The organism is Brevundimonas sp. GW821-FHT12E07, assembly GCF_058807035.1.
This window is the reverse complement of sequence record NZ_JBXAQH010000003.1, coordinates 78,228-103,455: the sequence shown is the minus strand read 5'-3', so window position 1 is coordinate 103,455 and position 25,228 is coordinate 78,228. Positions and strand designations below refer to the sequence as shown.

The 25,228-nt window shown below is 63.3% G+C and carries 22 protein-coding genes; 13 read left to right on the top strand and 9 right to left on the bottom strand.

The features are described from left to right. Positions 1-51 precede the first annotated feature (51 nt). Genes AC1ROD_RS12210 through AC1ROD_RS12200 form a run of 3 tightly spaced genes read left to right on the top strand, consistent with a single transcriptional unit; the run spans position 52 to position 3,184 of the window. Positions 52-1,209, top strand: a complete 1,158-nt coding sequence (locus AC1ROD_RS12210; RefSeq protein ID WP_492948536.1) for a polysaccharide biosynthesis/export family protein — start codon at positions 52-54, stop codon at positions 1,207-1,209. Between the two features lie 2 nt (positions 1,210-1,211). Next, positions 1,212-1,880, top strand: coding sequence for a hypothetical protein (locus tag AC1ROD_RS12205; RefSeq protein WP_492948535.1), 669 nt, complete (start codon positions 1,212-1,214; stop codon positions 1,878-1,880). Further along, complete coding sequence (locus AC1ROD_RS12200; protein ID WP_492948534.1) at positions 1,877-3,184, top strand: glycosyltransferase family 4 protein; 1,308 nt, start codon at positions 1,877-1,879, stop codon at positions 3,182-3,184. The genes AC1ROD_RS12205 and AC1ROD_RS12200 overlap by 4 nt, the downstream gene beginning before the upstream one ends. 2 nt (positions 3,185-3,186) lie before the next feature. Here the strand turns inward: AC1ROD_RS12200 and AC1ROD_RS12195 are convergent, their stop codons facing one another. Next, positions 3,187-5,211 (bottom strand): glycosyltransferase, encoded by a 2,025-nt coding sequence (locus AC1ROD_RS12195; protein ID WP_492948533.1) that lies wholly within the window; start codon positions 5,209-5,211, stop codon positions 3,187-3,189. Positions 5,212-5,341: 130 nt separating this feature from the next. On the opposite strand from AC1ROD_RS12195, the gene rfbC reads away from it, so the two are divergent. Genes rfbC through rfbA form a run of 4 tightly spaced genes read left to right on the top strand, consistent with a single transcriptional unit; the run spans position 5,342 to position 8,758 of the window. Then, positions 5,342-5,929, top strand: coding sequence for a dTDP-4-dehydrorhamnose 3,5-epimerase (gene rfbC / locus AC1ROD_RS12190; protein ID WP_492948532.1), 588 nt, complete (start codon positions 5,342-5,344; stop codon positions 5,927-5,929). 17 nt (positions 5,930-5,946) lie between these two features. After that, positions 5,947-6,999 (top strand): dTDP-glucose 4,6-dehydratase, encoded by a 1,053-nt coding sequence (gene rfbB / locus AC1ROD_RS12185; RefSeq protein WP_492949073.1) that lies wholly within the window; start codon positions 5,947-5,949, stop codon positions 6,997-6,999. Then, positions 6,945-7,889 carry a dTDP-4-dehydrorhamnose reductase gene (gene rfbD, locus AC1ROD_RS12180; protein WP_492949072.1) on the top strand — a complete coding sequence of 315 codons (945 nt, stop codon included), beginning with the start codon at positions 6,945-6,947 and terminating at the stop codon, positions 7,887-7,889. The genes rfbB and rfbD overlap by 55 nt, the downstream gene beginning before the upstream one ends. Next, positions 7,886-8,758, top strand: coding sequence for a glucose-1-phosphate thymidylyltransferase RfbA (gene rfbA, locus AC1ROD_RS12175; RefSeq protein WP_492948531.1), 873 nt, complete (start codon positions 7,886-7,888; stop codon positions 8,756-8,758). The genes rfbD and rfbA overlap by 4 nt, the downstream gene beginning before the upstream one ends. A gap of 21 nt (positions 8,759-8,779) precedes the next feature. On the opposite strand, the gene AC1ROD_RS12170 is transcribed toward rfbA, so the two are convergent. The 4 genes from AC1ROD_RS12170 to AC1ROD_RS12155 are packed head-to-tail and all read right to left on the bottom strand — an operon-like array spanning position 8,780 to position 12,673. Continuing rightward, positions 8,780-9,406, bottom strand: coding sequence for an SIS domain-containing protein (locus tag AC1ROD_RS12170; RefSeq protein ID WP_492948530.1), 627 nt, complete (start codon positions 9,404-9,406; stop codon positions 8,780-8,782). Between the two features lie 17 nt (positions 9,407-9,423). Next, a complete protein-coding gene (locus AC1ROD_RS12165) occupies positions 9,424-10,407 on the bottom strand; it encodes a GHMP family kinase ATP-binding protein (RefSeq protein ID WP_492948529.1) in 984 nt (327 codons plus the stop codon). After that, the gene (locus AC1ROD_RS12160) at positions 10,404-11,717 is read right to left on the bottom strand and encodes an HAD-IIIA family hydrolase (protein ID WP_492948528.1); all 1,314 of its coding nucleotides are present in this window, start codon (positions 11,715-11,717) and stop codon (positions 10,404-10,406) included. The genes AC1ROD_RS12165 and AC1ROD_RS12160 overlap by 4 nt, the downstream gene beginning before the upstream one ends. Further along, positions 11,717-12,673, bottom strand: a complete 957-nt coding sequence (locus AC1ROD_RS12155) for an NAD-dependent epimerase/dehydratase family protein (RefSeq protein ID WP_492948527.1) — start codon at positions 12,671-12,673, stop codon at positions 11,717-11,719. Before AC1ROD_RS12155 ends, AC1ROD_RS12160 begins: the two co-directional genes overlap by 1 nt. Positions 12,674-12,922: 249 nt before the next feature. On the opposite strand from AC1ROD_RS12155, the gene AC1ROD_RS12150 reads away from it, so the two are divergent. From AC1ROD_RS12150 to AC1ROD_RS12135, 4 genes are all read left to right on the top strand, one after another. Further along, entirely contained in the window at positions 12,923-15,382 is a 2,460-nt protein-coding gene (locus tag AC1ROD_RS12150; RefSeq protein ID WP_492948526.1) for a glycosyltransferase family 4 protein, read from the top strand. Between the two features lie 28 nt (positions 15,383-15,410). Next, positions 15,411-16,148: a class I SAM-dependent methyltransferase gene (locus tag AC1ROD_RS12145; protein WP_492948525.1), complete on the top strand. Its 738-nt coding sequence runs from the start codon at positions 15,411-15,413 to the stop codon at positions 16,146-16,148. A 284-nt stretch (positions 16,149-16,432) separates the two neighbouring features. Continuing rightward, positions 16,433-19,204, top strand: coding sequence for a glycosyltransferase (locus tag AC1ROD_RS12140; protein ID WP_492948524.1), 2,772 nt, complete (start codon positions 16,433-16,435; stop codon positions 19,202-19,204). Positions 19,205-19,293: 89 nt separating this feature from the next. After that, the gene (locus AC1ROD_RS12135; RefSeq protein WP_492948523.1) at positions 19,294-20,076 is read left to right on the top strand and encodes a class I SAM-dependent methyltransferase; all 783 of its coding nucleotides are present in this window, start codon (positions 19,294-19,296) and stop codon (positions 20,074-20,076) included. A gap of 27 nt (positions 20,077-20,103) precedes the next feature. Here the strand turns inward: AC1ROD_RS12135 and AC1ROD_RS12130 are convergent, their stop codons facing one another. Genes AC1ROD_RS12130 through AC1ROD_RS12115 form a run of 4 tightly spaced genes read right to left on the bottom strand, consistent with a single transcriptional unit; the run spans position 20,104 to position 23,617 of the window. After that, positions 20,104-20,946 carry a hypothetical protein gene (locus tag AC1ROD_RS12130; RefSeq protein WP_492948522.1) on the bottom strand — a complete coding sequence of 281 codons (843 nt, stop codon included), beginning with the start codon at positions 20,944-20,946 and terminating at the stop codon, positions 20,104-20,106. Between the two features lie 2 nt (positions 20,947-20,948). Continuing rightward, positions 20,949-21,626: an ABC transporter ATP-binding protein gene (locus AC1ROD_RS12125; protein ID WP_492948521.1), complete on the bottom strand. Its 678-nt coding sequence runs from the start codon at positions 21,624-21,626 to the stop codon at positions 20,949-20,951. Then, positions 21,626-22,792: a KpsE/RkpR family capsule polysaccharide export protein gene (locus tag AC1ROD_RS12120; protein ID WP_492948520.1), complete on the bottom strand. Its 1,167-nt coding sequence runs from the start codon at positions 22,790-22,792 to the stop codon at positions 21,626-21,628. The genes AC1ROD_RS12125 and AC1ROD_RS12120 overlap by 1 nt, the downstream gene beginning before the upstream one ends. Before the next feature lie 42 nt (positions 22,793-22,834). Next, on the bottom strand, positions 22,835-23,617 hold the full coding sequence (locus AC1ROD_RS12115) for an ABC transporter permease (RefSeq protein ID WP_492948519.1): 783 nt from the start codon (positions 23,615-23,617) through the stop codon (positions 22,835-22,837). A gap of 209 nt (positions 23,618-23,826) precedes the next feature. Between AC1ROD_RS12115 and AC1ROD_RS12110 the strand changes: the two genes are divergently transcribed. Further along, positions 23,827-24,375 carry a hypothetical protein gene (locus AC1ROD_RS12110; RefSeq protein ID WP_492948518.1) on the top strand — a complete coding sequence of 183 codons (549 nt, stop codon included), beginning with the start codon at positions 23,827-23,829 and terminating at the stop codon, positions 24,373-24,375. After that, complete coding sequence (locus AC1ROD_RS12105; RefSeq protein ID WP_492948517.1) at positions 24,372-25,211, top strand: NAD-dependent epimerase/dehydratase family protein; 840 nt, start codon at positions 24,372-24,374, stop codon at positions 25,209-25,211. The genes AC1ROD_RS12110 and AC1ROD_RS12105 overlap by 4 nt, the downstream gene beginning before the upstream one ends. The last annotated feature ends 17 nt before the right edge of the window (positions 25,212-25,228 follow it).

Here is a 25,228-nt window from a genome sequence, read left to right as displayed (position 1 = left end):
CGGCAAAACTGCTTAATCACACTCAACTCCATGATGCTGGACCCTGCCCGTATGCGCCGTATCGCGACTCTCGCCCTCCTCGCCTCTCTCGGCGCCTGCGCCGGCCTGCCGGCCGATGGCCCGTCGGGTCGGTCGATCACCCGGCAGGACGGGGTCGAAACGGCCGGCCTGACCTACTCCCTCGTCGATCTGGACTATGCCGTCAGCCAAAAACTGCTGCAGGCCCCCAAGGTTGAGGAGACCAGCCTGGCGGCCCTTGCGAACGCCACCACCGCGGACACGATCAACATCGGCGACGAGCTCCAGGTCTCGATCTTCGACCCAAGCGGCAGCCTGTTCTCATCGCGATCGGGAGGGTCTTCGACGAGCGCGGCGATCCAGGGCGGCAACCAAGCCCTGCCCGCCCTGATGGTGGATCGAGACGGAACCATCGTGATACCGTTCGGGGGAGTGGTGAATGTCGCCGGTATGACCACCCGCGAGGCCTCCGAAGCCGTTCGCGGAAGCCTGAGAGGCCGTGTCGCCAATCCGCAGGTTCTCGTCGCCGTCGCCAGCAGCCCCGCCAACGGCATCGTGGTGCTAGGCGAGGTGCGCACCCCGGGCCGCGCCTCGGTCCGTCCGGGCGCGGAAAATCTGCTGGACGCCATCGCGGCGGCCGGCGGCCCGAACCGCAACATCGACGACATCCGGGTGACTGTGAACCGCGCCGGAACCACCTATGAAGCGCCGCTGCGCAAGGTGCTCTCCGAATTCGACCAGAATATCCGGCTGAAGCGCGGCGATCAGGTCAATCTCGTCTACGCTCCGCGCCGGTACAGCAGCTTCGGCGCCCTGGGCCGCGTCAGCCAGCTGGAAATGCCGAGCGGGACCCTGACCCTGACCGGCGCTTTGGGCCAACTCGGCGGCCTCGACGCCACCACGGCCAATGCCCGGTCCGTCCTGGTGTTCCGTTTCGAGCGGCCCGAGGCGGCCAGTCTGATCGGTGTGAACCTGGCCCCGACCCCCAAGGGCGTGCCGGTGATCTATCGTCTGGACCTGTCGTCGCCGACCGGCTTCTTCATCGCCAACGGCTTCGAGATCCGCCCGGACGATGTCATCTTCGTCCCGCGCTCGAGCGTGACCGAGATGAAGACCTTCTTCGAGTTCGTGCGCAGCATCACCGGCATCATCTACGACGTCAGCGTCACGAGCACTTTGACCGTGAACTAACAGTGGCCAGACCGGAGTTCCCTGGTTTCACGGCGCTGTTCAAACAGCTTGGCCGGCGTATGTCGGGAAAATCCGAGGCGCCGGGTCAGGACGATGACGTTCTGAATGCAGCCGCGTCTTCGGACCAGACCGCCCGTCAGGTTCTGGCCCTGATGCTGGAAGAAGCAGTCGATGCCCTGAAGGCGTTAGGCCTCCCTTCCAGACCAGGCTTCTACCGCTGGGATCCGCATGTGAGGGAATGGGAATTCTTGTCCCACGCCATGACCCCCGAGGAACGCTGGGCCATGGTGCTTGCGGTCCCGGCAGGCGAGGGATGGCGGTACGCGACTCTGCCTCAGGTCGTGCGCGCCGCGCTGCCTGATGACGACGCCGTTCGACGGGCTGCTGATGTCCTGGAACAGGGAACCGCCTGCCTGCGAGCCGTCGAGCACGGGGGGATTGGAGATCTGGAAGCAGTGGTCAAACTGGCCGTCGCCTGGGCGGATTTCCAGGTCGCGCGGATCGTGCCGGCCGGCGAAAGACGCGGCGCCCTGAAGCTGTATTTCCCGCCCGAGGATTTCCACGCGCCTGTCGATCCTTCCGCGTCGGAACCGCTCCAGCCGGCGCGAGGACGCAAAGCCGCCAAGGGAAACACGCACCGCCGCGCCAGAAAGCCCGGAGCCGGAGCGTGACCGCCGTCTGTATCGATGGCCACAACCTGGCGCTCGCGACCGGTTCGGGCATCGCGACCTATGCACGGACCCTGCTGGAAGGGGTGCGGACTGCGGGGATCGACCGGCACATCCTTCACGCTCCGCCATCGGCTGTTCCGGAAGACCCCCTCCTGCGGGAGGTCTTGGCCGGCGATGCCCGCTGGCGGCGACTGGCGGCCATGGCGACGCCGAAGCCCAATCGGCGGGTTCAGGCGGCCCTGGCCCGCTTCGGCCGGTCCGCGCGGTTCGTGGCGCCCGGCGGTCATGTTCTCTGGCCCGAGCACGGCCATATCCCGGAAGCAGAGGGTTTCTGGCTGTCGCGGGATCTCTACCGCATCGCCAATCGCGCCTTCGCCAACGATCGGGTGACCACCCCCTTGCGATTCGAGTCGGAGGTCGGGGCTCCCGATGTCATGCATTGGACATTGCCCACACCGGTCAGAGCGCGGGCGATACCCAACATCTACACGATCCACGACCTCATCCCCCTGAAGCTCCCGCACACCACGCTGGACGACAAACGTCGCTTCCTGGATCTGTGCCGGCGGATTGTCCGCGACGCGGACCATATCGTCACCGTGTCTGACACCACCCGTCGGGACGTGATCCAGATGCTGGGCGCGGACGAACGCCGGGTCACCACCACCTGGCAGTCCGCGGACCTGCCCCGGTCTGTCACCGATCGGCCCGAAGCCGAGGTGGCACACGAGATCGAGAGTACATTCGCCCTGCCGTGGAAGGGCTATTTCGTCCACTTCGGCGCGATCGAACCCAAGAAGAATCTCGGCCGCCTGGTCGAGGCCTATCTGCGCAGCGGCTGCGAGACCCCGCTGGTCGTCATCGGCGGCAAGGCATGGATGGATGAGCAGGAAAGCGGCTTCCTGACCGAACTGATCGCTGGAGGCCTCGGCGCCGGCGGGCGGATGCGAAAATACGACTATATGCCGCGCGCGGTTCTGCTGGACCTGGTGCGCGGCGCCCGGGCGACCCTGTTCCCGTCCCTGTACGAGGGCTTCGGCCTGCCTGTTCTCGAATCGATGATGTTGGGCACGCCGGTGATCGCTTCCAATGCCGGGTCTCTGCCCGAGATCGCGGCGGAGGCCGCCTTGCTGGTCGACCCCTACGATATCGAGGACATGGCGGCGGCCATTCGCACGATCGACGCGGACGACGCCTTGCGTGCCGACCTTGCCGTTCGAGGCCGGGCGCGAGCCGAGGCTTTCAGCCCCCCGGCCTACGCCGCTCGGATGCAGGCCTTTTACGCCAGTATGGGCATACTCTGAGATCAATCTGACGCGCGGCTGACACCCCAGGGGTCGGATATATCGAGGCCGGCCAGGACCATGTCAGGGTCCGGCGAACGCACGGTGTGAAACACCTTGGCGCCGCGGGCCTTCCAGGCCGGACTGCGGGATGGATCGCGCAGGAAACTTTCGCCCCAGGTCTGGCGCACCGTTGCCATCTCTGCAGAGGCCCAGGCGACCTTGCTGTCGGTGTCCGCATGGCCTCGGGTCCGGGATTCGTGGTGGATCAATTCGATATCCGCCTGGTACATCACCGTCAGACCCATAGCGCGCACGCGCAGGCAGAAGTCGATATCGTTACAGGCGATGGCCAGGCCGAAGGCCTCAAACCCGCCGACAGCTTCAAAAACCCATCGGTGAACCGCCAGAAAAGCTCCGGTGACCGCGGCCGCGGGCCGGTTTCGTTTCCAGCGTCCCAAGGGCCCCTCGTCGTCCGGCGACGCACCGAGGCCTTCATGGACCGGCTTGCCGTCCAAAGCTCCCAGCGCCATTCCGGCGTGTTGAATCTGGCCTCCGGGATAGAGCAGGCGAGCGCCGCTTGCCCCGACACCTTCGGCCGCCAGACAGGCGACCAATCGCGAATCCCAGCCGGGCGTCAGCATTTCCATGTCGTTATTGGCGAACAGGAAGACGTCCTGAGTACGCCCCTGGGCCGCGAGATTGTTCAGCCGCGACCAGTTGAAGGGTTCGTCCGCTGTCATCACCTCGACGGCGCCGGCGCTACGCCATTGCGCAATCAGATCGAGGGTGTCCGGCTGACGGCTCCCGTTGTCGACAACCAGGATATCGACCCGGGACGGCCGCTCGGCCTGGCCGATCAGGCTGTCGACCATGGCCTTGAGAGATTCCGCTTCGTCGCGCGTGGGGATCACCACCAGAATTCCGAGGTCGTCTTGTCCGGAGGCCCGACCAGGCCTGCAAGACAGGTCTCCGCTGATCCAGTCCGGCCCGCTCCCCGCGGGCGGCACGAACGTGTCGTCAGTGACTACCGAATCGAGAAGACTCGCCAGCAGAAGCGGTAGATGGACAGGCCGCGTTCCCACATCTTGCGCCAGCATCAGACGGCGGCGCCCGGCGGGACTGCACGCCTCAAGCAAATCCCTCACCTCGCCTGAGGACAAGAGCAGCGCGATGGGCGGGCGGCGGTTGGTGACGACATCCTCGATGTGGGAGTCGGCAAACAGCGCAGGATCAAACCAGAACCGCCCCCAAAGCCAGTGATCGGCGCTCCGGTCATGATCGGCATAGACCAGAGACGATCCTGTGTGGACGGCGGCGTGCAGCAGCCATTCCAGCGCGAAAGGCTCCAGAACCGAACCGGGTTGCAAAAGCAGATGACGAGCACCGCCGATGCTCCGCGCCTCCCGGGCGTCCGCGATGAACCGGATACGGTCATCGACAAGCGCAAGACTTGCGAGGGGATGCTGAAGCAGGTCGCTGTCCACCTGAATGGTGGCGGTCCAGTCGGTGAGACTCTGGCCCCTCAGGCTGAGCAAGCTGGCGCGCAGTAACGCCGGCTGGACGCCTCGCCCGTCCATGAGGACATGGATCTCGCCCGAGGTCTTCGGCGGTTCGGGCAGCGCGAGGCTCTGGCGAAAGGCCTGATAGCGCGACTGCGCGTAGTCCATCTGGAAGCCGCTCGGTAACCCGGCGTCCTCACCTCTCACCGCGGCAAGGTGTTGGCGCACCGCCACACTATCCGGCCGGCGGTTGGCGAGACGGCGTAACAGCGCCTCGGATTCCTCGACACGCCCCGCGGATTCAAGTGTCCGGGCCAACCTCAAGGCGACGCCCAGATCCTTCGGCCTTCGCCTTAGATAAAGAGTGTAGTTTTCGATGGCGGCGTCCCAGTCGAAGGCCCGACGCGACGCATCCGCCGCCTCGACGCCCCATCGCCGACGATCAATGGCGCGCCGTCGATCCGCTCTTCGCGCGAGCATTGATCGGATCGCGGAGAGCCACCTAGCCATCCCTTGATCGCTCTCGTTCACAGGTAGAATAGTCACGCTCGTCTTCTACCGGGCGGTTTCGCCACGCGCTACTTTTCAACACGTCAGCATCCCGCTATCGAGGCGGTCCAACGGCGGCGCAGACCGGCCGACTGGCCCGAAACATGCGATCGCCACAGGACACCCGATGATTTCGTCTGCCTCGCCGGTGAAGCTGATATCGACACGCAGGCATGGCGACGAACGTGGGTGGTTCGTCGAAACCTATTCCGAAGCCATGTTGGCCAAGTTCGGATTCACGCGCGGCTTCGTGCAGGACAATCACTCCCTGTCGGTCCAACCGGGCACCCTGCGCGGGATTCACTATCAGTCGCCTCCCTTTGCCCAGGACAAGCTGGTTCGGTGCCTGCGAGGGCGGATCATGGACTATGCCGTCGATCTGCGGAAAGGATCCCCGAGCTACGGACGTTGGGTCAGCGCGGAACTGACGGCGGAGAATGGCCTTCTCCTGTTGATCCCACAGGGGTTCGGACACGCTTTCCTGACCCTCGAGCCCAATACCGAAGTCGCCTACAAGGTGACGGCCCCCTATTCGCGCGAGTGCGATGGCGGCGTGGCGTGGGATGATCCGGACATCGCCATCGACTGGCCGATGGCCGCAGAGGCGCTTACCCTGTCGGACAAGGACCAGCGACAGCAGACCCTGGCCGCATTCGAAAGTCCGTTTGTTTACGAGGGCGGGCCCCTTTCCGACCTGCAGCTGGAGTCTGCGTAATGGCTGCGAAATCCGCCTTGAGGGTTATGGTCACGGGGGGCGCCGGCTTCATCGGGTCCGCCTTGGTGCGACAATTGATCCGCGACACCGAACATACGGTCATGGTTCTGGACAAGCTGACCTATGCAGGCTTGCTAAGTTCGCTGGAGCCGGCAAGCCAAAGCGGCCGTTACAGTTTTGTCCAAGCGGATATCGCCGACCAGGCCGCCGTCCGGGAAGCGATCCGGGCCTTCCGGCCCGACGTCATCGCCCACCTCGCGGCCGAGAGCCACGTCGACCGCTCGATCGACTCGCCGGGCGACTTCATCCGCACCAATATCGTGGGGACCTTCACCCTGCTTCAGGAGGCGCTTGGCTTCTATAGGGACCTTTCGCCGGAGGAGCAGGACGCATTCCGATTCCACCACATCTCGACCGACGAGGTGTTCGGCTCTCTGGGCGACGTCGGGCATTTCGTGGAGACCACGGCCTATGATCCGCGCTCGCCCTATTCGGCGTCCAAGGCCGCGTCAGATCATCTGGTGCGCGCTTGGGGTCACACCTTCGGCCTGCCCGTCCTCGTCACCAACTGCTCGAACAATTACGGCCCCTATCATTTCCCGGAAAAACTGATCCCCCTGGTCATCATCCGTGCGATCAGCGGCCAGGCTCTGCCAGTTTATGGCGATGGGCAAAACGTGCGGGACTGGCTCTTCGTCGAGGATCACGCCCGCGCGTTGCGCCGCGTGTTCGAGAGCGGCGTCCCCGGCGAGACCTACAACATCGGAGGCAACTCCGAGCGCACCAACCTGGAAGTCGTGCAAGCGATCTGCGCGACCCTGGACCGGCTGCATCCGCGCACGGACGGGAAGCCCTATAGCGACCAAATCACCTTCGTCGCCGACCGTCCCGGCCATGACCGGCGCTACGCCATCGACGCGGGCAAGATTCGCCGCGAGCTGGGTTGGGAGCCGGAGGTGACCTTCGATAAGGGCATCGAAACCACGGTGAATTGGTATCTTCAGAACCAGACTTGGTGGCGCCAGATTCTGGACACCCGGGACGCGACCGCGCGCTTGGGGGCTTCATGAGCGGCGCAATCCGTCACGTTCTCCTCACGGGCGGCGCAGGCCAGCTTGGAAGGGAAATCCGGAGAGCCGCCTGGCCCGACACCGTTACGATCCACGCCCCCGGGCGCGAGGCTCTGGATCTGTCGGATCCGGTCAGCATCGCTCGCGCCTTCGCCGAGAGGCCCTATGCGGCGGTCATCAACGCGGCGGCGTTCACCGCCGTGGATCAGGCTGAGGCCCAGGTCGCCGACGCTTTCGCCGTCAACGCGCTCGGCCCCGCCGTTCTCGCTGACCTAACCCGCGACGCTGGAATTCCCCTGATCCACATTTCCACCGACTACGTCTTCGACGGGCGCTCTCCCGAGCCCTATAAAGAGACCGACGCCGTGGTTCCGGCGAATGCCTATGGCGCGAGCAAGCTGGCGGGAGAACTTGCCGTGATCGCGGGCAACCCGCGCGCCGTGGTACTGCGCACAGCCTGGCTCGTCAGTGCGTTTGGACGCAATTTCCTCAAGACAGTGCTCCAGTTGAGCCAAACCCGGGACACCTTCCCGGTCGTCGATGACCAGATCGGGAATCCCACCTCCGCCGCCGATCTGGCCGATGTGATCGTTCAGGTCGCTTCAGCCGTGATCGAGGCTCGCGAGCCGATCGGCGGCGTCTTCCACTTCGTGAACTCCGGCGACGCGACCTGGCGGGAATTTGCCGAACAGATCGTCGCGACCGGCGGCGGCGGCGGCCGCGTGACGCGGATCGCCACCCGGGATCTGGGCGCCCCTGCCCGTCGCCCTTCCAACTCGCGATTGAACACCACCAAAATCCAGCAGCAGTTCGGAATCACACCCAGGCCCTGGCAGGCCTTCGTGCCGGAGGTCGTGGCTGAAATCGCCGCCAAGGAGCAGGATCAATGAAGGGCATCATCCTCGCGGGCGGCTCAGGCACTCGTCTGCATCCCATGACCCAGGTCATCTCGAAGCAGTTGCTGCCCGTCTACGACAAGCCGATGATCTATTATCCGCTGTCGACCCTGATGTTGGCCGGCATTCGCGACATCCTGATCATCTCGACGCCGCGCGACATGCCCTCGTTCCAGGCCTTGCTCGGAGACGGCCAGCGCTGGGGCCTGAACATAGAATACGCCGTCCAGCCCAGCCCCGACGGCCTGGCCCAAGCCTACGTCATCGGCGCGGATTTTGTGGCGGGCTCACCATCCGCCCTGATCCTGGGCGACAATATCTTTTACGGCCACGGCGCCGGCTCCCTGTTCGAAAGCGCCATCGCGCGCACCCACGGCGCGACCGTGTTCGCCTATCACGTTCAGGATCCGGAACGTTACGGGGTGGTGGAGTTCGACAAGAACATGACCGCGCGCTCAATCGAGGAGAAGCCCGTCGCGCCGCGATCCAACTGGGCCGTGACCGGGCTCTATTTCTACGATGCCCAGGTCGTCGATATCGCCGCCAATCTGACGCCCTCTGCCCGGGGCGAGCTGGAGATAACGGACGTGAACCGCGCCTATCTGGACCGCGGGGAGCTCTCTGTCGAAATCATGGGGCGAGGCTTCGCCTGGCTGGACACCGGGACGCCGGACAGCCTGATCGAAGCGGCCGAGTTCGTGCGCACCCTGGAAAAGCGCCAAGGCTTCAAGATCGCCTGCCCGGAGGAGATCGCGTTCGAAATGGGGTTCATCGACGGGACGCAACTGGAGCGTCTCGCCGGAGAGCTCGGCAAGAGCTCCTATGGCCAGTATCTGAAGCAGCGCCTGGCGAGCAAGGGCTGATTGCCCGCCAGACGTCGCCGATCAGAATTTGAGCGAACCCAGCTTTTCAGGCGCTTCGAGGTTCGCGTGGCGCATATACTGCGCCAGGATATGCATCAGTGACTGATGAGTGTCCTCGACGACGCCGTAGTTCTGGGCATCGACATGCAGAGAGACGTCCGCCAGCTTTGCCGACTCTCCGCCGCCGAATCCGGTCATCGCGATCGTCCTGACCTTCATCGCCTTCGCCTGGTTGAGGGCCGCTATGATATTCGGCGACGCCCCGGACGAACTGATGGCGATCAGGATATCCCCTTCCGAAGCCATCGATTCCAGCTGATACGAAAACATCTGCTCGGAGCCGATGTCGTTGACGATCGCGGTGATGAGTTCGATCGTCGCCGAAAGACTGTTGACCTTCGGCTTGAGCGTGCTGTTCGTCCGAGCCCCCTTCATGCAGTCGCAGACCAGATGGTTGGCGATGGCCGCCGACCCGCCGTTACCGCAGGAAAAGATCATGCGCCCTGCGGAAGCCGCTTCGATCAAAAGCTTTCCAGCCGCCGCGACGGCAGCAGGATCGACAGTGGCATAGGCCTCGCCCAGCAGCTGGAAATACTTGCCCGCGTAGGCTCCGCCGTCTTCGTACAGGCGGTCAGGAAAGAATGTCATACGTCGGCTCCCAACAGTCAGCTCGGGTTGTAGAATAGAATCCGCGAGCCGAGCGGCTCAAATCCAAGATGGACCTGACGCAGGCCAACGGCTTGGGCGATTTCCTCATGCCGCTCGACCGGCGCATAAAACATCATGAAGCCGCCTGCGCCCGCGCCGAGCAGCTTACCTCCCATGGCTCCCGCCCCCATGGCCGCTTCATACCAGCCGTCGATAGAGCCGTTGCTGATGTCCGCGGTAAGGGACTTCTTCAGCATCCAGTTCTCGTGGAGAATCTCTCCAAAGGAATCCACGTTGCCGCGCGACAACTCGTCCCTCGTGATGTAGGCCAGCTCAACCATACGTCTGAGAGCATTCTGCTTGTCGACATCACTGCCGGACACCGCCGTCTGCTCCTTCAGAATGTTGGACGCGCTGCGGGTCACCCCGGTGTAGAAGGTGATGATCCGCCGCTTGAGCAGATCCTTGATGTCACTTCTCATCACGACCGGCGATACATTGACGCTGTCATCGGGGTTGAATTCAATGAGATTGAATCCGCCATAAGCGGCCGCGTACTGATCCTGCTTGCCGATCGGCTCCCCACAGCGTTCGATTTCGACTTCACAGCTCCGCTCGGCGAGATCCTGGGCCGAAGTATGCTTGCCCAGATAGGCCGAGATGGCCTGGATCAATCCCACGGTGAACGAGCTGGAGGATCCGAGGCCGGTGCCCTTCGACGGGATGTCGGCAGTCGTGGTAACCTCCACGCCGCCTTTCAGGTTCAGCATCTCGAAGGTCGCCCGCAGGAGGCGGTGGTCGATTTCCTCAAGCGAGGAAACCTCTTCCGTTCGGGAATAGGCCAGCCTGATGCCACCGTCGAACTTTCGGTTGACGGTGATGTAGACGTATTTGTCTATCGCGGTGCTGAGCACCGCCCCGCCATGTTTGCGGTAGAAGGAGGCAATATCGCTGCCCCCCCCGACGAAGCTCATTCGCAGGGGTGTTCGGCTAATGATCATTTCGCCGCTCCGGCCGCCTGTTCGGTTATGAGCGCCGCAGCCGCGGCGAAATCGGAGACGACGAAATCGGCGCGGGCCGACCATTTTTCGTCGCGCCCGCCTTCGCCGGTCTGAACGAGGATGGTCCTTACACCGGCCCGCTGGCCGGCGAGAATGTCCGAGGTGCTGTCACCCACCATCCATGAATTGGCATAGTCGATGGCCATGACCCGGGATGCCTGGTCCAACAGACCCGTCTCGGGTTTGCGACACTGACAGGGCCCCTTCAGCGCGACCACCTCCCCGGCGAATCCGCTGTCCGGATGATGAGGGCAGAGATAGAGGGCGTCGATATAGGCCCCCTCCTGTCCAAGCAGGCTTTCGAGCCTGGCATGTATCCGGGACATGTCCCCGAAATCCGCTTCGCCTCGCGCCAGGACCGGCTGATTGGTGACGACTACGACCCGAAACTCCGCGTCGTTGAGGCGATGCACGCCTTCCGCCGCGCCGGGGATGAGGACCAGATCCTCCGGCCGTCGCACATAATCTCTCAGCACGTTCAGGGTGCCGTCGCGATCAACGAACACCACGCGCTGCGGGACAGTGCGGCGAGCGCGCTCGACGACGCCGGAAGCGAGATGCCTCTCGACCTTCTCCAGGCGTTTGGGCGTGCCAAGGTCCTTGATGTACTCGAAACTCACATAGCCGTGGAATTTCGACCCCGCCGCCAGCATCCGCGGAAACAGATCCTTGGCGAAATCGAGGGGCGGAGCCGCGTCGACCCACGGGAGGAGCGCGCGCTTCTCGCAAATATAGAAGGCCGCGTTCACCAGATTTCGCAGCTCCGCGCCTTCGGGATGCGGATAGCCGTGAAATCCCTTCACCTCACCGTCGCTGTCGATCTCGACAAGATCGGAGTCCGCCGGATGGTCGTTGGGGTGGAGTAGAAGGGTTACATCCGCGTCGCTGGCCTCATGCGCTGCGACCATGGCCTCGATGTCGATGTCGAACAGGGTGTCCCCGTAGACGACGAGAAAGCGATCGGCGAGATCGGGGAGGCAGGCCAGAGCCGCGCCCGCCGTCCCACGTGGCTCCCCGTCATCGATCAGGCGAACCCGGGGGCCGCCGGTTCGCGACTGGAAAAACGCTTCGATCTGATCGGCCGCATGATTGACCAGAACCACGACGTCATCCACGCCGTGGCGTCCCAACATGTCCAACTGCCGTGCGAGCAGGGGCTCGCCGCAGACGTCGACGAGGGGTTTGGGACGGCCGTTCAGGCGTGAAGCCAGCCGCGTGCCCTTTCCCCCCGCCAGAATGATCGCTTGCATCAGCGCGACAACTCCTGGCGGACAATCTCCTTGACCGCCCGCTCTACTGCGTTCGCGGAACCGAGAGTCGGCGCCCACCCGGTGGCCATCAGCCGCTCGACCGAATACCGGAAGCGAGGCACGTCTCCGACCCAGCCCCGCGCACCTACCCCATAGGCGATGGTCGCGGCGGGTTCCGCATGGTCGCGCACGGCCTCGGCGATTGAACGGACCGTCACGCCGTCGTCGGTCGGACCGATGTTGTAGACCAGATATGACCCCGGCAGAGCCGCAATGTGCAACATGGCGGCGACCAGATCGTCGACGTGCAGATAGGCCTTCTGCTGAGATCCGTCTCCAAGCACGTCGAGCGTGCCGGGGTTATCTTTCAGCTTGCGGACGAAGTCCCAGATCACGCCGTGGGTCGCGGGCACGCCGATGACGTTGGGAAACCGGAAGATGTCGGCGCGGGCGAGAAACGCCTCGCTCGCGGCCCGGATTTGCGCCTCCGACGCCAGCTTCATGGCGCCGTAGTTCGAGATCGGCTGGAGCGGCCCGATGTCTTCGTGGATCAGCGTATCGCCGAAGTCTCCGTAGATCGCCGAGCTGGACGCGAAATGCAGGGTCGGGATGTTCGCCTTCTTCATAACCTCGAGGATGACGAAGGTGGTCATGAAGGTCTGTTGCAGGTCGATCCGCGGATCTTCCACCCCGGCGGGAATGTCCGAGTTGGCGGCCATGTGCCAGACCTCGTCGATCGGTCCCGTCTCAGCCACGACGTCCGAAAGCGCCTTAAAATCAGAGCAGTCCGCCTGACGGAAGCTGAAGGACGGATGATCCGACAGGGATGCCAAAGTGGAGAGTTTCCCGCGTGACAGATCGTCCACTGCGATGACGCGATCTCCCTGATCCAGAAGGACGCGCGCCAGATTTGCGCCAATAAAACCGGCGCCTCCAGTGATGATATGGGTGGTCAATTCGCAATCCCCGGTTTGCATGACCCGTTAGCGGAAGCGGTTGGGGCGAGCAATACAACATACCACCCTCGTCACGTTCGGAAGGGCTTGGCCCGCTTCCCAAGCCCACGCGAGATCGCTATGACGCTACAAGGAGTTGCAGGCGGAGCAGCCACTGCGTCCATCCTCCGCCCCCGAGAATGGAGACCGGCTTTGCGGCCTTGGCGACGACTGAAGGCCCCTGCTGTCAGGAACCCGGATCTTGGCAAGTTGGCGGACTCCAACAGCCGTCTCTCGACGGAGGCGGCGGATCTCAAGCTTCGGTTGGCTGTGGAGACGGCGCGTTACCAGGACCTTCTGTCGCACTACGAAGCGCTGGCGCAAGACACGGCTCGCCTCAGGGCGAGGAACACCGACCTGGCGGCCCTGCGGAAGTCTTTGAGTTGGAAGCTCACCAGCCCAGTGCGTTGGCTGGAAGGCCGCGTCAAGAAGAAGAAGAAGCCCCGCAAGCCGGACTCGCCGGCGCCTGTCCAAGTCCCGACCCGCCCCGAACTGCAACCCGATATACTGTTCCTGATCGGATGCTGGGACGGCGAGTCCAAGCGGTACCGGGTCTACAACCTCATCGAAGGCCTCCGGAACCTCGGGTACGATGTTCTCGTGATGGACGTCGCCAATGGACATGACGTCATCGCCCGGGACCTGAAGCCTGCGGTGGCGGTCTTCTTCAGGGCTCCCCTGAATCCCCGGCACGGCACGATCGAGGTTCTCGAACATTTCCGGCGGTCGGGCACACGAACCGTCTTCGATGTCGATGACTACGTTTTCGAGCCCGATATCGTTGGCGATATCGCTGCTGTGGCGCGGATGTCGGCCGAGCAACGGGCCAGCTATCAGGATGACGTGCGCGCCTATCGCGCCATGATGTTCCTCTGTGAGCGCGCCACCGCTTCGACCGAATTCCTGGTCAGCCGGATGCGGGATCTCGGCCGCGACGCCTGGCACGTGACGAACTCGATCAATGCCGCCCAGATGGCCCGCGCGGCGGACCTTCTGGCGCAACCCCGGGCCGCCGGCCCGTTCGTCCGAATCTGCTATTTTTCCGGCAGTCAGACGCACTGGCGGGATTTCCAAGCCTGCGCCGAGGGCCTCAAAGCCGTCATGTCGGCCAACCCGTCGGTGTTACTCCGCATTGTCGGCCATCTGGATCTCGACGAATCCTGGAGCCACTTGGCCGGCCAGGTTGAGCGGCAGCCGTTCATGCCCTACCTCGACACCCTGAACAGCATGCGGGAATGCGACATCAACCTCGCCTGCCTCGAGGAAGGAAATGCGTTCAGCGAAGGCAAGAGCGAACTCAAATTCTTTGAGAGCGCCTTGGTCGAGGTTCCCACTGTCGCCAGCCGAACCGTGCCTTACGCCGCTGCGATCACCGACGGCGAGACCGGCGCACTGGCCTCCACGCCAGCGGAGTGGGCGGCGAAGCTGAACGAATTGACGGGGTCGATCACTCTTCGCCGCACCATGGGACGCAATGCCCGGCAGGCCGTGCTTGAAAGGTTCAGCTTCGACCACGCCGCTCGCCAGGCCTTGGCGGCCTATGGGCTCTCTTTACAGCCGGTCGAGACGCGGGCGGCTCCGACCGGAAGAAGCATCGCGTGGATCGTGCCGGGCCTGATCATCGGGAGCGGCGGACACAGAAACATCCTCAGAGCCGCCTATCACCTGGAACGGTTCGGGCACGATGTCCGGCTCTACTTCTCGGACACCGATCTGGATCCGGCGACGCTTCGTCGACAGGTGCAGCGTCACTTCTATCCCTTCCAGGGCTCCGTGAACCGGTTTGCTCCGGATCTGGAGAAGGTCGATATACTGATCGCCACCCACTGGTCGACGGTGGAACTTGCGGAATCGGTTCGCGATTCCGCTGGATCGCTGATCTATTTCGTCCAGGATTTCGAGCCTGCCTTCTACCCAATGGGGTCGGAATACCTGATGGCGGAGAGCACTTACAAAAAGGACCTCTACGCCATTACCTCCGGTCCGTGGTGTGAGCGCATCCTGAAGCGCGACTACGGCATGCAGGCCGATCATTTCCTGTTCCCGGTGGATCGCGGCGTCTATCGCGAACAGCCCGGGATCAGGCGCCGGCGCCGCGTCCTGTTCTTCGCCAAGCCGGACATGCCCCGTCGGTGTTTCCGCATCGGAGTCGCGGCCCTGAAGACGCTTCACAAACTGAAGCCGGACTTGGAGATCGCGATGTTCGGATCCGAGGCTGCGGCCGGGATGTCGTATGATTTCCCCGTCACCCACCTGGGTGTGATGCCGTCGCTGCAGAACCTCGCCGACGCCTACGCTGAAGCCACCCTCGGCCTTGTCTTTTCGACGACGAACCCCAGCCTCGTCCCGTATGAGATGATGGCGTGCGGGCTACCCATCGTCGATCTGGAACGCCCGGACGCCACGGTGAACTACGGCGACAGATCCGACATCGCCTATCTCGCCGACCAGGATCCGGCGCGAATGGGCGAGCAACTGGCGGCGTGGATCGACGACGAAGCAGAGCTTGTGGCGCGTCGCGAACGCGGACTGGCCCTGGTCGCCGCCTTGCCGACAGAGACCGAAATGGCGCGACGGGTCGAGGCTCTAATCTTGAAAAGAGTAGAGATGTCCTCTCCTGTTCCTTCGCCGGCCGCCGAAACAAACCCGGCCCTCCATACCTTCGTCTGAACCAGCCTTCTCTTTCGCAAGGACTCCGATGCCCCAGATCTGCCCCTGCTGCGGCAAGGCCGACCGCTTGACGCGCTTTCAGAAGCGCATGGACATCGACCATCGTCGCGTAGACATCGACATCTGCACCTACTGCCTGGTGCTGGTGAACGCGACGGACCTGGAAGCGTCCACGCTGCCCCCGGGGGAAGGCGATTCGCCCGAGAACGCTTTCTACAGGGCCGACCACGACTCGATCTCCCGCATCCCCCAGCTTCTGGAACAGGGGCAGAACGTGGTCGGATTTCTCCTGGATAATCTGGTCAAGCCCCTGCCTGCCGGCGCTCTCGTGGACCTGGGAGCCGGTCTTGGCCAGGTCGCCGCGGCCAGCAAGGCTCACTTCACCGAGGGCTGGGCGCTGGATTTCAACACCTGGACGCTTGAAGAGATGGCGAAGCACTACCCGGCGGACCGCAGGCCCAAGGTCGGCGCCGGCCTGAACGACGTCAGCGACCCGATCAGCGCGGTCGTCGCCTGGCATTCGCTTCACGAGATGACCAGTCCGCATCAGATGGCGCGCGAGATCTTTGAACGGCTCGAGCCCGGCGGTGTGCTGTTCCTGCAGACACCGGCTTACCGCGACGCCTATGTCGTCCGCTCCCACCTGACATTCTTCAACGAGTACGCCCTCCAGAAATTCTGCACTGAGGCCGGCTTTGTCTGCGAAAACGTCTGGAACGACGAAGTCGCCCAATTCCTGGCCTGCCTGGCCCGCAAGCCGGCCTGATCCCCTTCCACCATGGTCCCTCGTCGCGTTCCTGTGCCCAGTTTCCTGAAAGACGGGCAGAGATTTAAACGTGACCGGAGCCGGCGGTGATGATCGGAGGGCGCGCCGGGCGCGTTATTGTAAAGCGGCTACGCGCCTTGCGTCGCCGTGCGCCCGATTGGCTCTGGCCTCGCCGTTCCCCTGCCGGGACCTGGAAGCCGCCCGTCGACGGCCCCTCGCCCTACGAGGCCTGGTGTGAGGTCAACCGTCCGAACGCCAGATCGCGACAGGACTTGCAGGCGGCGGTGAACGCTGTCGCCGCCAATGCGCCTGCCTTTTCGATCATCATGCCGGTGTATCGGCCGGAACTCTGGATGCTGCGCGACGCCGTCGAGTCGGTGCGCGCGCAGACGGTCGAGAACTGGGAGCTGTGCATCGTCGATGACGGGGGGGGCGTAGACGAAATCTGGCCCTACCTTGTCGACCTCGCCCGGAGCGATCGCCGCATCCGGATCGGCAAGCATGACATCAACCAGGGGATCAGCGAGGCGACCAACACAGCGGCCGCGGCGGCTACGAACGACGTCCTGGTTCTGCTCGACCAGGACGACCTTCTGGATCCGGAATGTCTGGCGGAGCTGACGCTATATTACGCAAGCCATCCGACGGCAGATCTCGTCTATAGTGATCACGACAAGATCGACGTTGCGGGCCGTCGCAGCGACCCCCAGTTCAAACCGGACTGGTCGCCTGCCCTTCTGCTGGCCTACATGTATCTCGGACATGTCGTCTCGATCAGACGATCTCTGTTCGAGGCGGTCGGTGGGATGCGCAAGCCCTTCGACGGCTCCCAGGATTTCGATCTCGTGCTTCGGGCCTCGGAACGCGCCCGGCATATCGGCCACATCCCACGCATCCTATATCACTGGCGTGCGATCGAAGGCTCGACCGCCATGTCTGGCGCCGCCAAGCCGGGCAGTTTCGGCGCCGGCGCCGAAGCCGTTCGTCAAGCCTTTCAGAGACGCGGTCTAGAGGTGACGATCGGGCGCGCGCCCTGGGCGGTGGCGCGATCTGTCGGTGTCTTTCAGCCTCACTTCCCGCGCCCGGCGCTTCGCTTCGCCATTCTGATCCCAGATCCAGGTCCCTCCGACACCCTGGGCCGGCGGATGCGTGCCCTTGCAAACATCAGGGACGCTGATTTCGAGGTTCTGATTGGAGCGGACGGCAAGGCCGACGTCGACATCGGGAGAGCCGCGTCCGTCCTCGGCGAGCGATGCAAGACCGTCACGGTCGACGCCGGGGCGACGGGGTCCGAGCGATTCAATCGTCTGGCCGAAGAGACTGACGCCGAGCGGATCATATTGCTTCGTCCCGGCGTCGAGATCGACGGGATAATCTGGATAGGCCAAATGAGCGGCTATCTCGATTTGCCTGGCGTTCACATCGTGGGGCCTCGCGCCCTCGCGCAGGGCCGAGTCGTTGATGGCGGCCGCGTTTTCGGAACCTTGGGAAACGGTGAACCCGCGCCCGCCTTCGCGGGTCTGCCTGCTGATGAAGGCGGCTATATGCAACTGGCCCTGGTCACGCGGGAGTGTCGCGCGGTCGAAGCTGGACTGGTGATGATGGATCGTGCGCGATTTCAGGAAATCGGCGGGCTGAATGCGGTCGATTTCCCTGACCACCTGTCTTTCGTGGATTTGTGTGTCCGGGCTGCGCCAGACGGAGGGTGCCTAGTCTGTCCCGATGTGTCCGTATCACTCCCGCAGACGACGCCCACCGCCGGAGAGCGCCTGGCAGCCCGGAAGGCGGCGTCCCGCTGGCCCGGGAACGACCCGTTCCACAACCGCAACCTCTCCCGGCAGGGTAATCTTTTCCGCCCGTTCGCCGTCACCGCACGGAGGCGATCGATCGATCCTGTCCGAACAACCTTCATCTCCCATAATCTGCGCAACGAAGGCGCGCCCCGGACCTTGGTAGATCTGGTCCTGGCCCTGTCCGTACGCGGCAAGGTTCAGGCGGAAGTCGTGGCCCTTGCAGATGGACCGTTGATCAAGGATCTCGGGCGGGCCGGCATTCCGGTCGCCATCGCCGGCGCGGACGCCGATAGACCGTCCGTAGACGAACAAATCGACCATCTTGCCGAACATTTTCGCGCTACAGGGACCGAAGTCGTCTTCGCCAACACCCTGCGCGCGTTTCCAGCCATCCTTGCGGCCGCACGATCAGGCCTTCCGGCGGTGATGTGGCAGCATGAGAGCGAGCCGTGGAACACCTATTTCAGCGAGCTGAAGCCGGAACTGAGGGATGAGACCTATAAGGCCCTGCAGCGCACCACCCGGTGGACCTATGTCGCGGAGGCTACTCGGCGCGCCTGGGCGGAGGTGGGCAATCGCCACAACACAATGACCATTGCGCACGACCTTCCCGCGACCGAGGCGGCAATGTCATCCAGCGAGAGAGCGCGCCTTCGCGCCGAGTTGGGCATATCGCCCGAGGAGGTCATGATCCTGCTGCCGGGTACGGTATGCGAGAGGAAGGGGCAGCGCGATGCGGTTCAGGCGATGGCGCGTCTTGATGGGCTGACAGCGTCCCGAACGAGACTCTTCATCGTCGGCGCGCATCCCGAAGCCGACTATCTCCAATCCATGCTTCGCGACATTGCGCGCCTTGGTCCGGACCGCGCACGGCGGATCGTGGTCACCGGGCCGGAGCCCGACATATCCCGCTTCTATGCCTCCGCGGACATCAGCCTGTGCACCTCAAGAGTCGAAAGCGCGCCGCGCGTGCTGCTGGAGGCCATGGCCTACGGCCTGCCGATCATCACGACGCCCGTGTTCGGTATCAGGGAGATGGTCTGGCCCGACTGGAATGCCATTTTCTATGTCCCGGGGAAGACCCGTATGCTTGCCCGGGCGATCCGCACCCTGGTCGCCGATCCCCAGCTCCGAAGCGAAATGGGGGCGCGCGGCCCCGAGGTTCTGGCGGCGCGCGCCGGCTTCACGAGCGAGGTCGAAGAGTATGAGAAAATCTTGCTCGAGGCCGCGCTCGCGTCGCCGCCCTGCGCCCCGAGGGGGTGATCGCCGCCGCACCGACAGCAATCGGAAGGGCGGGAAAGTCGGGCTTCCTAAGCCCCCCTCTTTGCCGCTAGAGAGGCTCGGCCAGCCCTATGAAGGATCTCGCCTTGCCGTTCTCGGTCAGCATTCCCAATGCAATCTCAACCCGGACTTGCGGTATTTGCCGCCAGAAAAATACGTTGAGGAAGTACAACGAATGCAAGAGCATGGACTCGGGGTTTGCCCCGCTGTGGATGTGCGGGTATTGCGCCGGAATTTATAACGCCACCACGGAAAACGAAGCCCTTGACGTCGTAGAATGGCAAAAGCGCTGGGCGGCCGACGAAACCTTCTACGCGGTGCCCGAGGGCGATGAGTTCGATGGGATCGTCGCCCAAGGCAACGCCATGTTCGATTTCCTGCTGGGGGACGTCGGTGCCGAACGGGGCGGCGTTTACCTGGAAATCGGCGCAGGCAGCGGCATGCTCGCCGCCGCCGCCCTGAACTATTTTGACGAAGTCCATGTTTTCGACCATGTCGAGACCCGCCTCAACATGGTTCGCGACAAGGTTGGAGATCGCTACAAGGTATCTTCATTTGAAGACGTCAGCAAAATCGAAGCTGATATCGTTCTTATTTGGCACGCCATGGAGCATTTCCTTGCCCCCGGAGCCGTCTTTGAGATGTGCGCAAAAAGGATGAATCCAGGCGCATTCATATTTATCCAAGTGCCAGTTCTCAGCTCAGAACACGTCTATCCAGGACACTATTATTTCTATTGCGAGCAAGCATTTGAAGTGCTCGCTTCACAGAATGGTTTAGAAAAAGTCCGATTCTACTATGACCACGTCATGAACGCCATGACCGTATCCATGAAGAAGCCGATCAAGAATTAATATCCGCGCGGCCGTCGAGATTACTGACTAGGCGGTCCGCACGATCTCGCTGCCGACGAACGTCAAACGCCCATGGAAGGTCGGCTGGGGAAGGGTGATTCGGAGATCCGCATGAGCCGGTGCGGTCCAGCCGTGCTCCATCACGATCCTGTAGAGGCCGGAATCGCGAACAGTGACCGACAGCTCAGCCACGTCGGCGCCATGTCCCCATTCGAACACCAGCGGAACGCCCCATGCGGGAGCCTCGACCTCGACATCAAGCGTCACGGTCCAGACACCAGGCGTGAGGTCGAAATAGGGGCCCTGGATGAGAAGGCGGGCCTTTCCGGTCAGATCGATCGGCTCGAGGCCCGGCATGACCTCGGTGGCCAGCTTGTAGACCGCGGTCGACCATACCGCCCGGGCGCCGACAGGAACCGGCAACTGCGAATAGAGGGCAAGCGGCCCCGTCGGACTCCTTCGCGGCGAATCGCCCTGGGGGCCCGCTGAAATACGGCCGAAGCCAGCGATGTCGATCGCGTCATCACTGGTGTCGAACAGAGCATAACCCTGACGCAACAACGTATCTGCGGCGACGCCCCGCCGGGCGATGTGCCAGAGACTGTCGTCTCCCATGCCCAAACGCTCGACCAGAAGGGCCGCGGCTCGATCCAGGTCCGCCCCGATGACCGTCCAGGCGTCAACGCCCGCCAGGTCAATCATCTCGGGATCGGACGTTACAAACAGAACCGAGGCGCCCGGTTCGATCGTGGCGACGTCCAACGCGTGCTCGCGGTAGAGCCATCCCTTGGCCAACGCCTCGTTCGACATGAGCGTTCGCCAGACGAGCTCATTGTCCGAGGGAAACTGATAGACGCCGACGATCGCCATGATCAGCTCGCCCGGAGCCAACTGTAGACCTCGACCGCTTCGTCGATATCGTCGAACAGCTTCGCCTTGCCGCCCTCGACGATGACGGCGCGCTGGCAGGTTTGCCGGATCAGGTTTGAGTCATGGGACGCAATCAGAAAGGCGCGATCTTGACGCCGGTCGAACAGCTCGCTCCAGCATTTGGCCTGGAACCGCGCATCGCCGACCGCCACCAGCTCGTCGATCAGGTAACAGTCAAAATCAATTGCTAGCGAAAGGCCAAAAGCCAGACGCGCCCGCATGCCCGAAGAATAATGTTTCACCGGCTGCCGAAGCGCCTTGCCGAGTTCGGCGAAGCTTTCGACCCGATCAAATATCTCATCGTAGTCGCGGTGGTAGATCCGGGTGATGAACCGGATGTTGTCGATCCCGCTCAGGCTGCCCTGAAACCCACCGCCGAAACCGATGGGCCAGGACGAACGCATACGCCATTCGATCGTCCCGGCGCTGGGCTCAAGGACGCCGCCGAGAATCTTGATCAGCGTCGACTTGCCCTGACCGTTTCGGCCCAGCACCGCCATCCGCTCGCCGTGAGCGACCTCGAAATCGAGGTTCTCAAACAGGACACGTCCGGCCTTGCCGCGGTAGCGCTTGGCAAGGCCTCTTACCGTCAGGCCAGGTTCGGAGGAAGCACCGCCCATCAATCCTGCTTACTTTCCCGGATGCCTGCCCAGATCAGCCAACCGGTCCCATAGATCATGAGGCAGGTCGCAAACACCGCCAGCAGCGCGAGCAGACGGCGCGGCTTCGACGGTTCGGACGGGAGGCTCGGATCGACGACCCGCTCCAGGTAGAGCTGCTGCCGGCGCGCATCCAGTCGCGCGGCGTCGAGAGAGGTCATGGCCGTCGTCATGGCTCGATCCGCCAATTCGCGATCGAGCACCAAATCCTCGTAAGCGCCGATCTTGGGCGCCAGGGAATCGGAATCGCCCGCGATCTTCTCTTGCTCGATATCAATCTGGGACTGCAGCGCCCGAATACGCCCATCCAGGAAGGGGAGTTGCGGGCTTTGAGGAGCGGACGCCGCGACCTGGGCGCGCTCGGCCTTCAGGGTCGCGAGATTGACAGCCAGTTCACCGATCAGGGTCGCTCCGGCGTTGGCCGAACGGGCGGGATCGATAAACCGTTCGCGATTACGGAAGCTCGTAAGCGCCTGCTGGGAGCGCGTCAGCCTGATCTGAGCCTCCTCCACCGTGCGTTCGGCCTGGGACACCGCGTCGCTCGCCGCGCGCTCGTTGAGGCGATTGATCAGGCGTTCGCCGCCGGCCAGCAGATGGACGTTGATCGACTTGGCGTCCTCGGGGCGGAAAGCTTCCACGCGGATCGTGCTGATGCCGGTCGAGGAATCGTAGCCGACCGTCACATAGTCGCGGAAACCGCTGTAGAGATCATCAAAACTTCTGCCCTGCCACGGATGCGGAAGCCGGGAGAAAAAGTCCGCGCCCCGGTTGCCGTAAACCTGGCCGACATCGACCTGGGTCATCAGTTCCCGAAGAGCGTCGCCCGACTTGATGTAATCGTGGACCGCGAACGCTTCCGTCTGGGTGGACGCAAGGCCCACGCCCTGCAACGCGATGCCCAGCGATGAAGGCTGGTTGTGAGACGGCGCACGGACGATGAACCGCGCCTCCGACACATAGCGGGGCGTGGCGATCAACATGAAATAGATCGCGGCGACCAGGGTGGGCGCAACGACCGTGACCAAGAAGACCCGAGGCAGTCGCCGCCACCAGTCACGCCCCGTGGTCGGCCGAGCATCCTCACGTCCGGCGACAGGCCCCAGATAGGTCAGATTCGGTTTTGTCATTACGCCGTCCCGGAGCTCATAGGCAGGCCGAATACGAGAAAGCTACTCGATCTCCAAGTGCTTCTTTGCCCGCGCCAGCATCAGCAGCCCGACTCCGATCAGGACCGCCGCCCAGGCAGCCGCATAGGCCGGATGGTAATAGGTTTTGACGAACTCGCCGAACACTCCGGCGCGCACCATCTCGATCGCGTTCGGCATTGGAATTCTGAGAAAGCCGTCGCGATATTTCTCAGGAATCCAGGCCGCCATCACAAAGGCCCCGGACGCGGGAATCATCAGATACATGATGACCTGGACGATCCGTTCGACGATCTCGAACTCGATGGCGAGAGCGCTGAAGATCAGGGCGATTCCCAGCGCGATGAACGACATCAGGAACCATCCGCTATACAGCAGCAGCACATCATGCGGCAGGGAGACCTGTCCGAGACAGAGCAGGGTCACATAGACGACCATGAAGGCCATCGTCGCTCCGCCGAGCTCCATGATCCAGCGCGAAAAATAGATGTGCAGCACGGTGATGCCGCGGTGATAGAGGAGGCCTGAGTTGGCCTGCACCGCACTGATGCTGTGGGAAACGATGTGCCTGAGCAACAGAAGGGACATGTATCCGGTCATCAGGAACGGAGCGAGGCGGATTCCGTGTTCGTACGGCGGCTTGATCAGCGACCACATGATGAGAACACCGAAACAGAACATCAGGGGTTCGGCGACCAGCCAAAGAAATCCAATTCCCTCACGCCCGTAGCGCGTCAGAATTTCCCGCATGACGAGGGCGCCCACGATCCGGAAATGCTCCCTGATCGATTGGCCAAGCCGCTGCATTTCACGACACTCCGACACCGCCCCCAACAACAGGCCGCGCGAAGCGCTAGAGCAAACGGAAAAAAATCACAACTACTGGCCCTTGAGCCTCGGCGGCGGCATCCGTAAACCTTGTATCCTAATCGACCTGCGGATATGGGTCGGCGACCTCGCGCAAAGACCTTCAGGGTCCGCGTTTCGGTGGCGTATTTGGATCGGATGGAGGCCGAATGGCGCCGAGGCAGTCATCGAAATCGCTTGCCACACGCCCGGAAACGGTTCTGGCGGTTGCTGTCACGCCGACGACTATCTCCCGCGACAGTGCGGCCATGGTTTCCGAGCGCAATTTCTACAAGAACAAGACCCGACTGCTGGAGCAGGACCTGCTTCGGCTCAAGGAGATGGTCGTAGCCAGCGGCGGGACTGCGGTCACGCCCGAAGAAGCCTTCAACTGGGCCCTGGAACGGGCGCAAGCCGGGAACCAGCCCGCGCGCGGGCGCGGAAGCCCCAACCCCGCCGCCATGGCGGAGGCGCTCGCGTCCCAGGCGGCCCATCACGCTGCCGCGCTTCAGCGTCAGGCCGCCTCGCACCAGCTGGCCATGGCAAGGTCCGAAGTGCGCACACGCCAGGAAGCCGACCGCGCGGACGCGCTCAACGCCAAGTTCACCGCCTTGTCGAAGCTGCAACGCAGCCCACCCTACCGTGTCGCCAAACGCATCTCGCGGTGGGGTCGATTCTGGAAGCGGCTTGGCCGTCGCCTGAAGGGCCCCGCGCGTTGACAGCTCGCCGGGTCCTGGTCACTGGCGCCGGCGGGTATGTCGGCCGGCACGTCGTCGATGCCCTTCTGGCGCGGCGTGACGAAGTGCTGCTCGTCGCCCCGAAGGGCGACATGGCGGATCCACGCACCACCCATCTGGCGACTGATTTTCGCGACGCGCTTGCAGCCTTGGACGGCGCGGTGCCCGACAGCTGCATTCATTTGGCCTGGCGCGACGGCTTTCAGCATTTCGCTGACAGTCACATGTCGAACCTCTCCTCCCATTTCGATTTCCTGACCAGCTTGACCGATGCCGGCGTGACCAGTCTGACTGTCCTCGGAAGCATGCATGAAGTCGGTTACTGGGAGGGCCCGGTCGACGCCAACACGCCGACGCGGCCGCAGTCTCTTTACGGCATAGCCAAGAACGCCCTGCGTCAGGCGCTGACTGTTCGCCTCAAGAGCACGCCCGTCGACTTCCGCTGGATTCGCGCCTTCTACATCATGGGTGACGACGCCACCAATCAGTCGATCTTCGCCAAGATTTTGAGCTGGGAGGCCGAGGGCAAGGCGACCTTCCCCTTCACCTCGGGCCTCAACAAATACGACTTCATCGACGTCCGGGATCTCGCGCGGCAGATCGTCGCCGCGGATGCCCAGAATGCCATCTTGGGTGTCATCAACTGCTGCACGGGCGAGCCCGAGACGCTCCGCAGCAGGGTCGAACGATTCCTCGAGGAAAACGGACTGAGGATCAGGCCAGAATACGGTGCGTTTCCGGACCGCCTCTATGACTCTCCCGCGATCTGGGGAGATGCGACCGACATCCGGGCCATTCTCGACCTTCAAGACAAATAAGCTTCAAGCCCTATGGA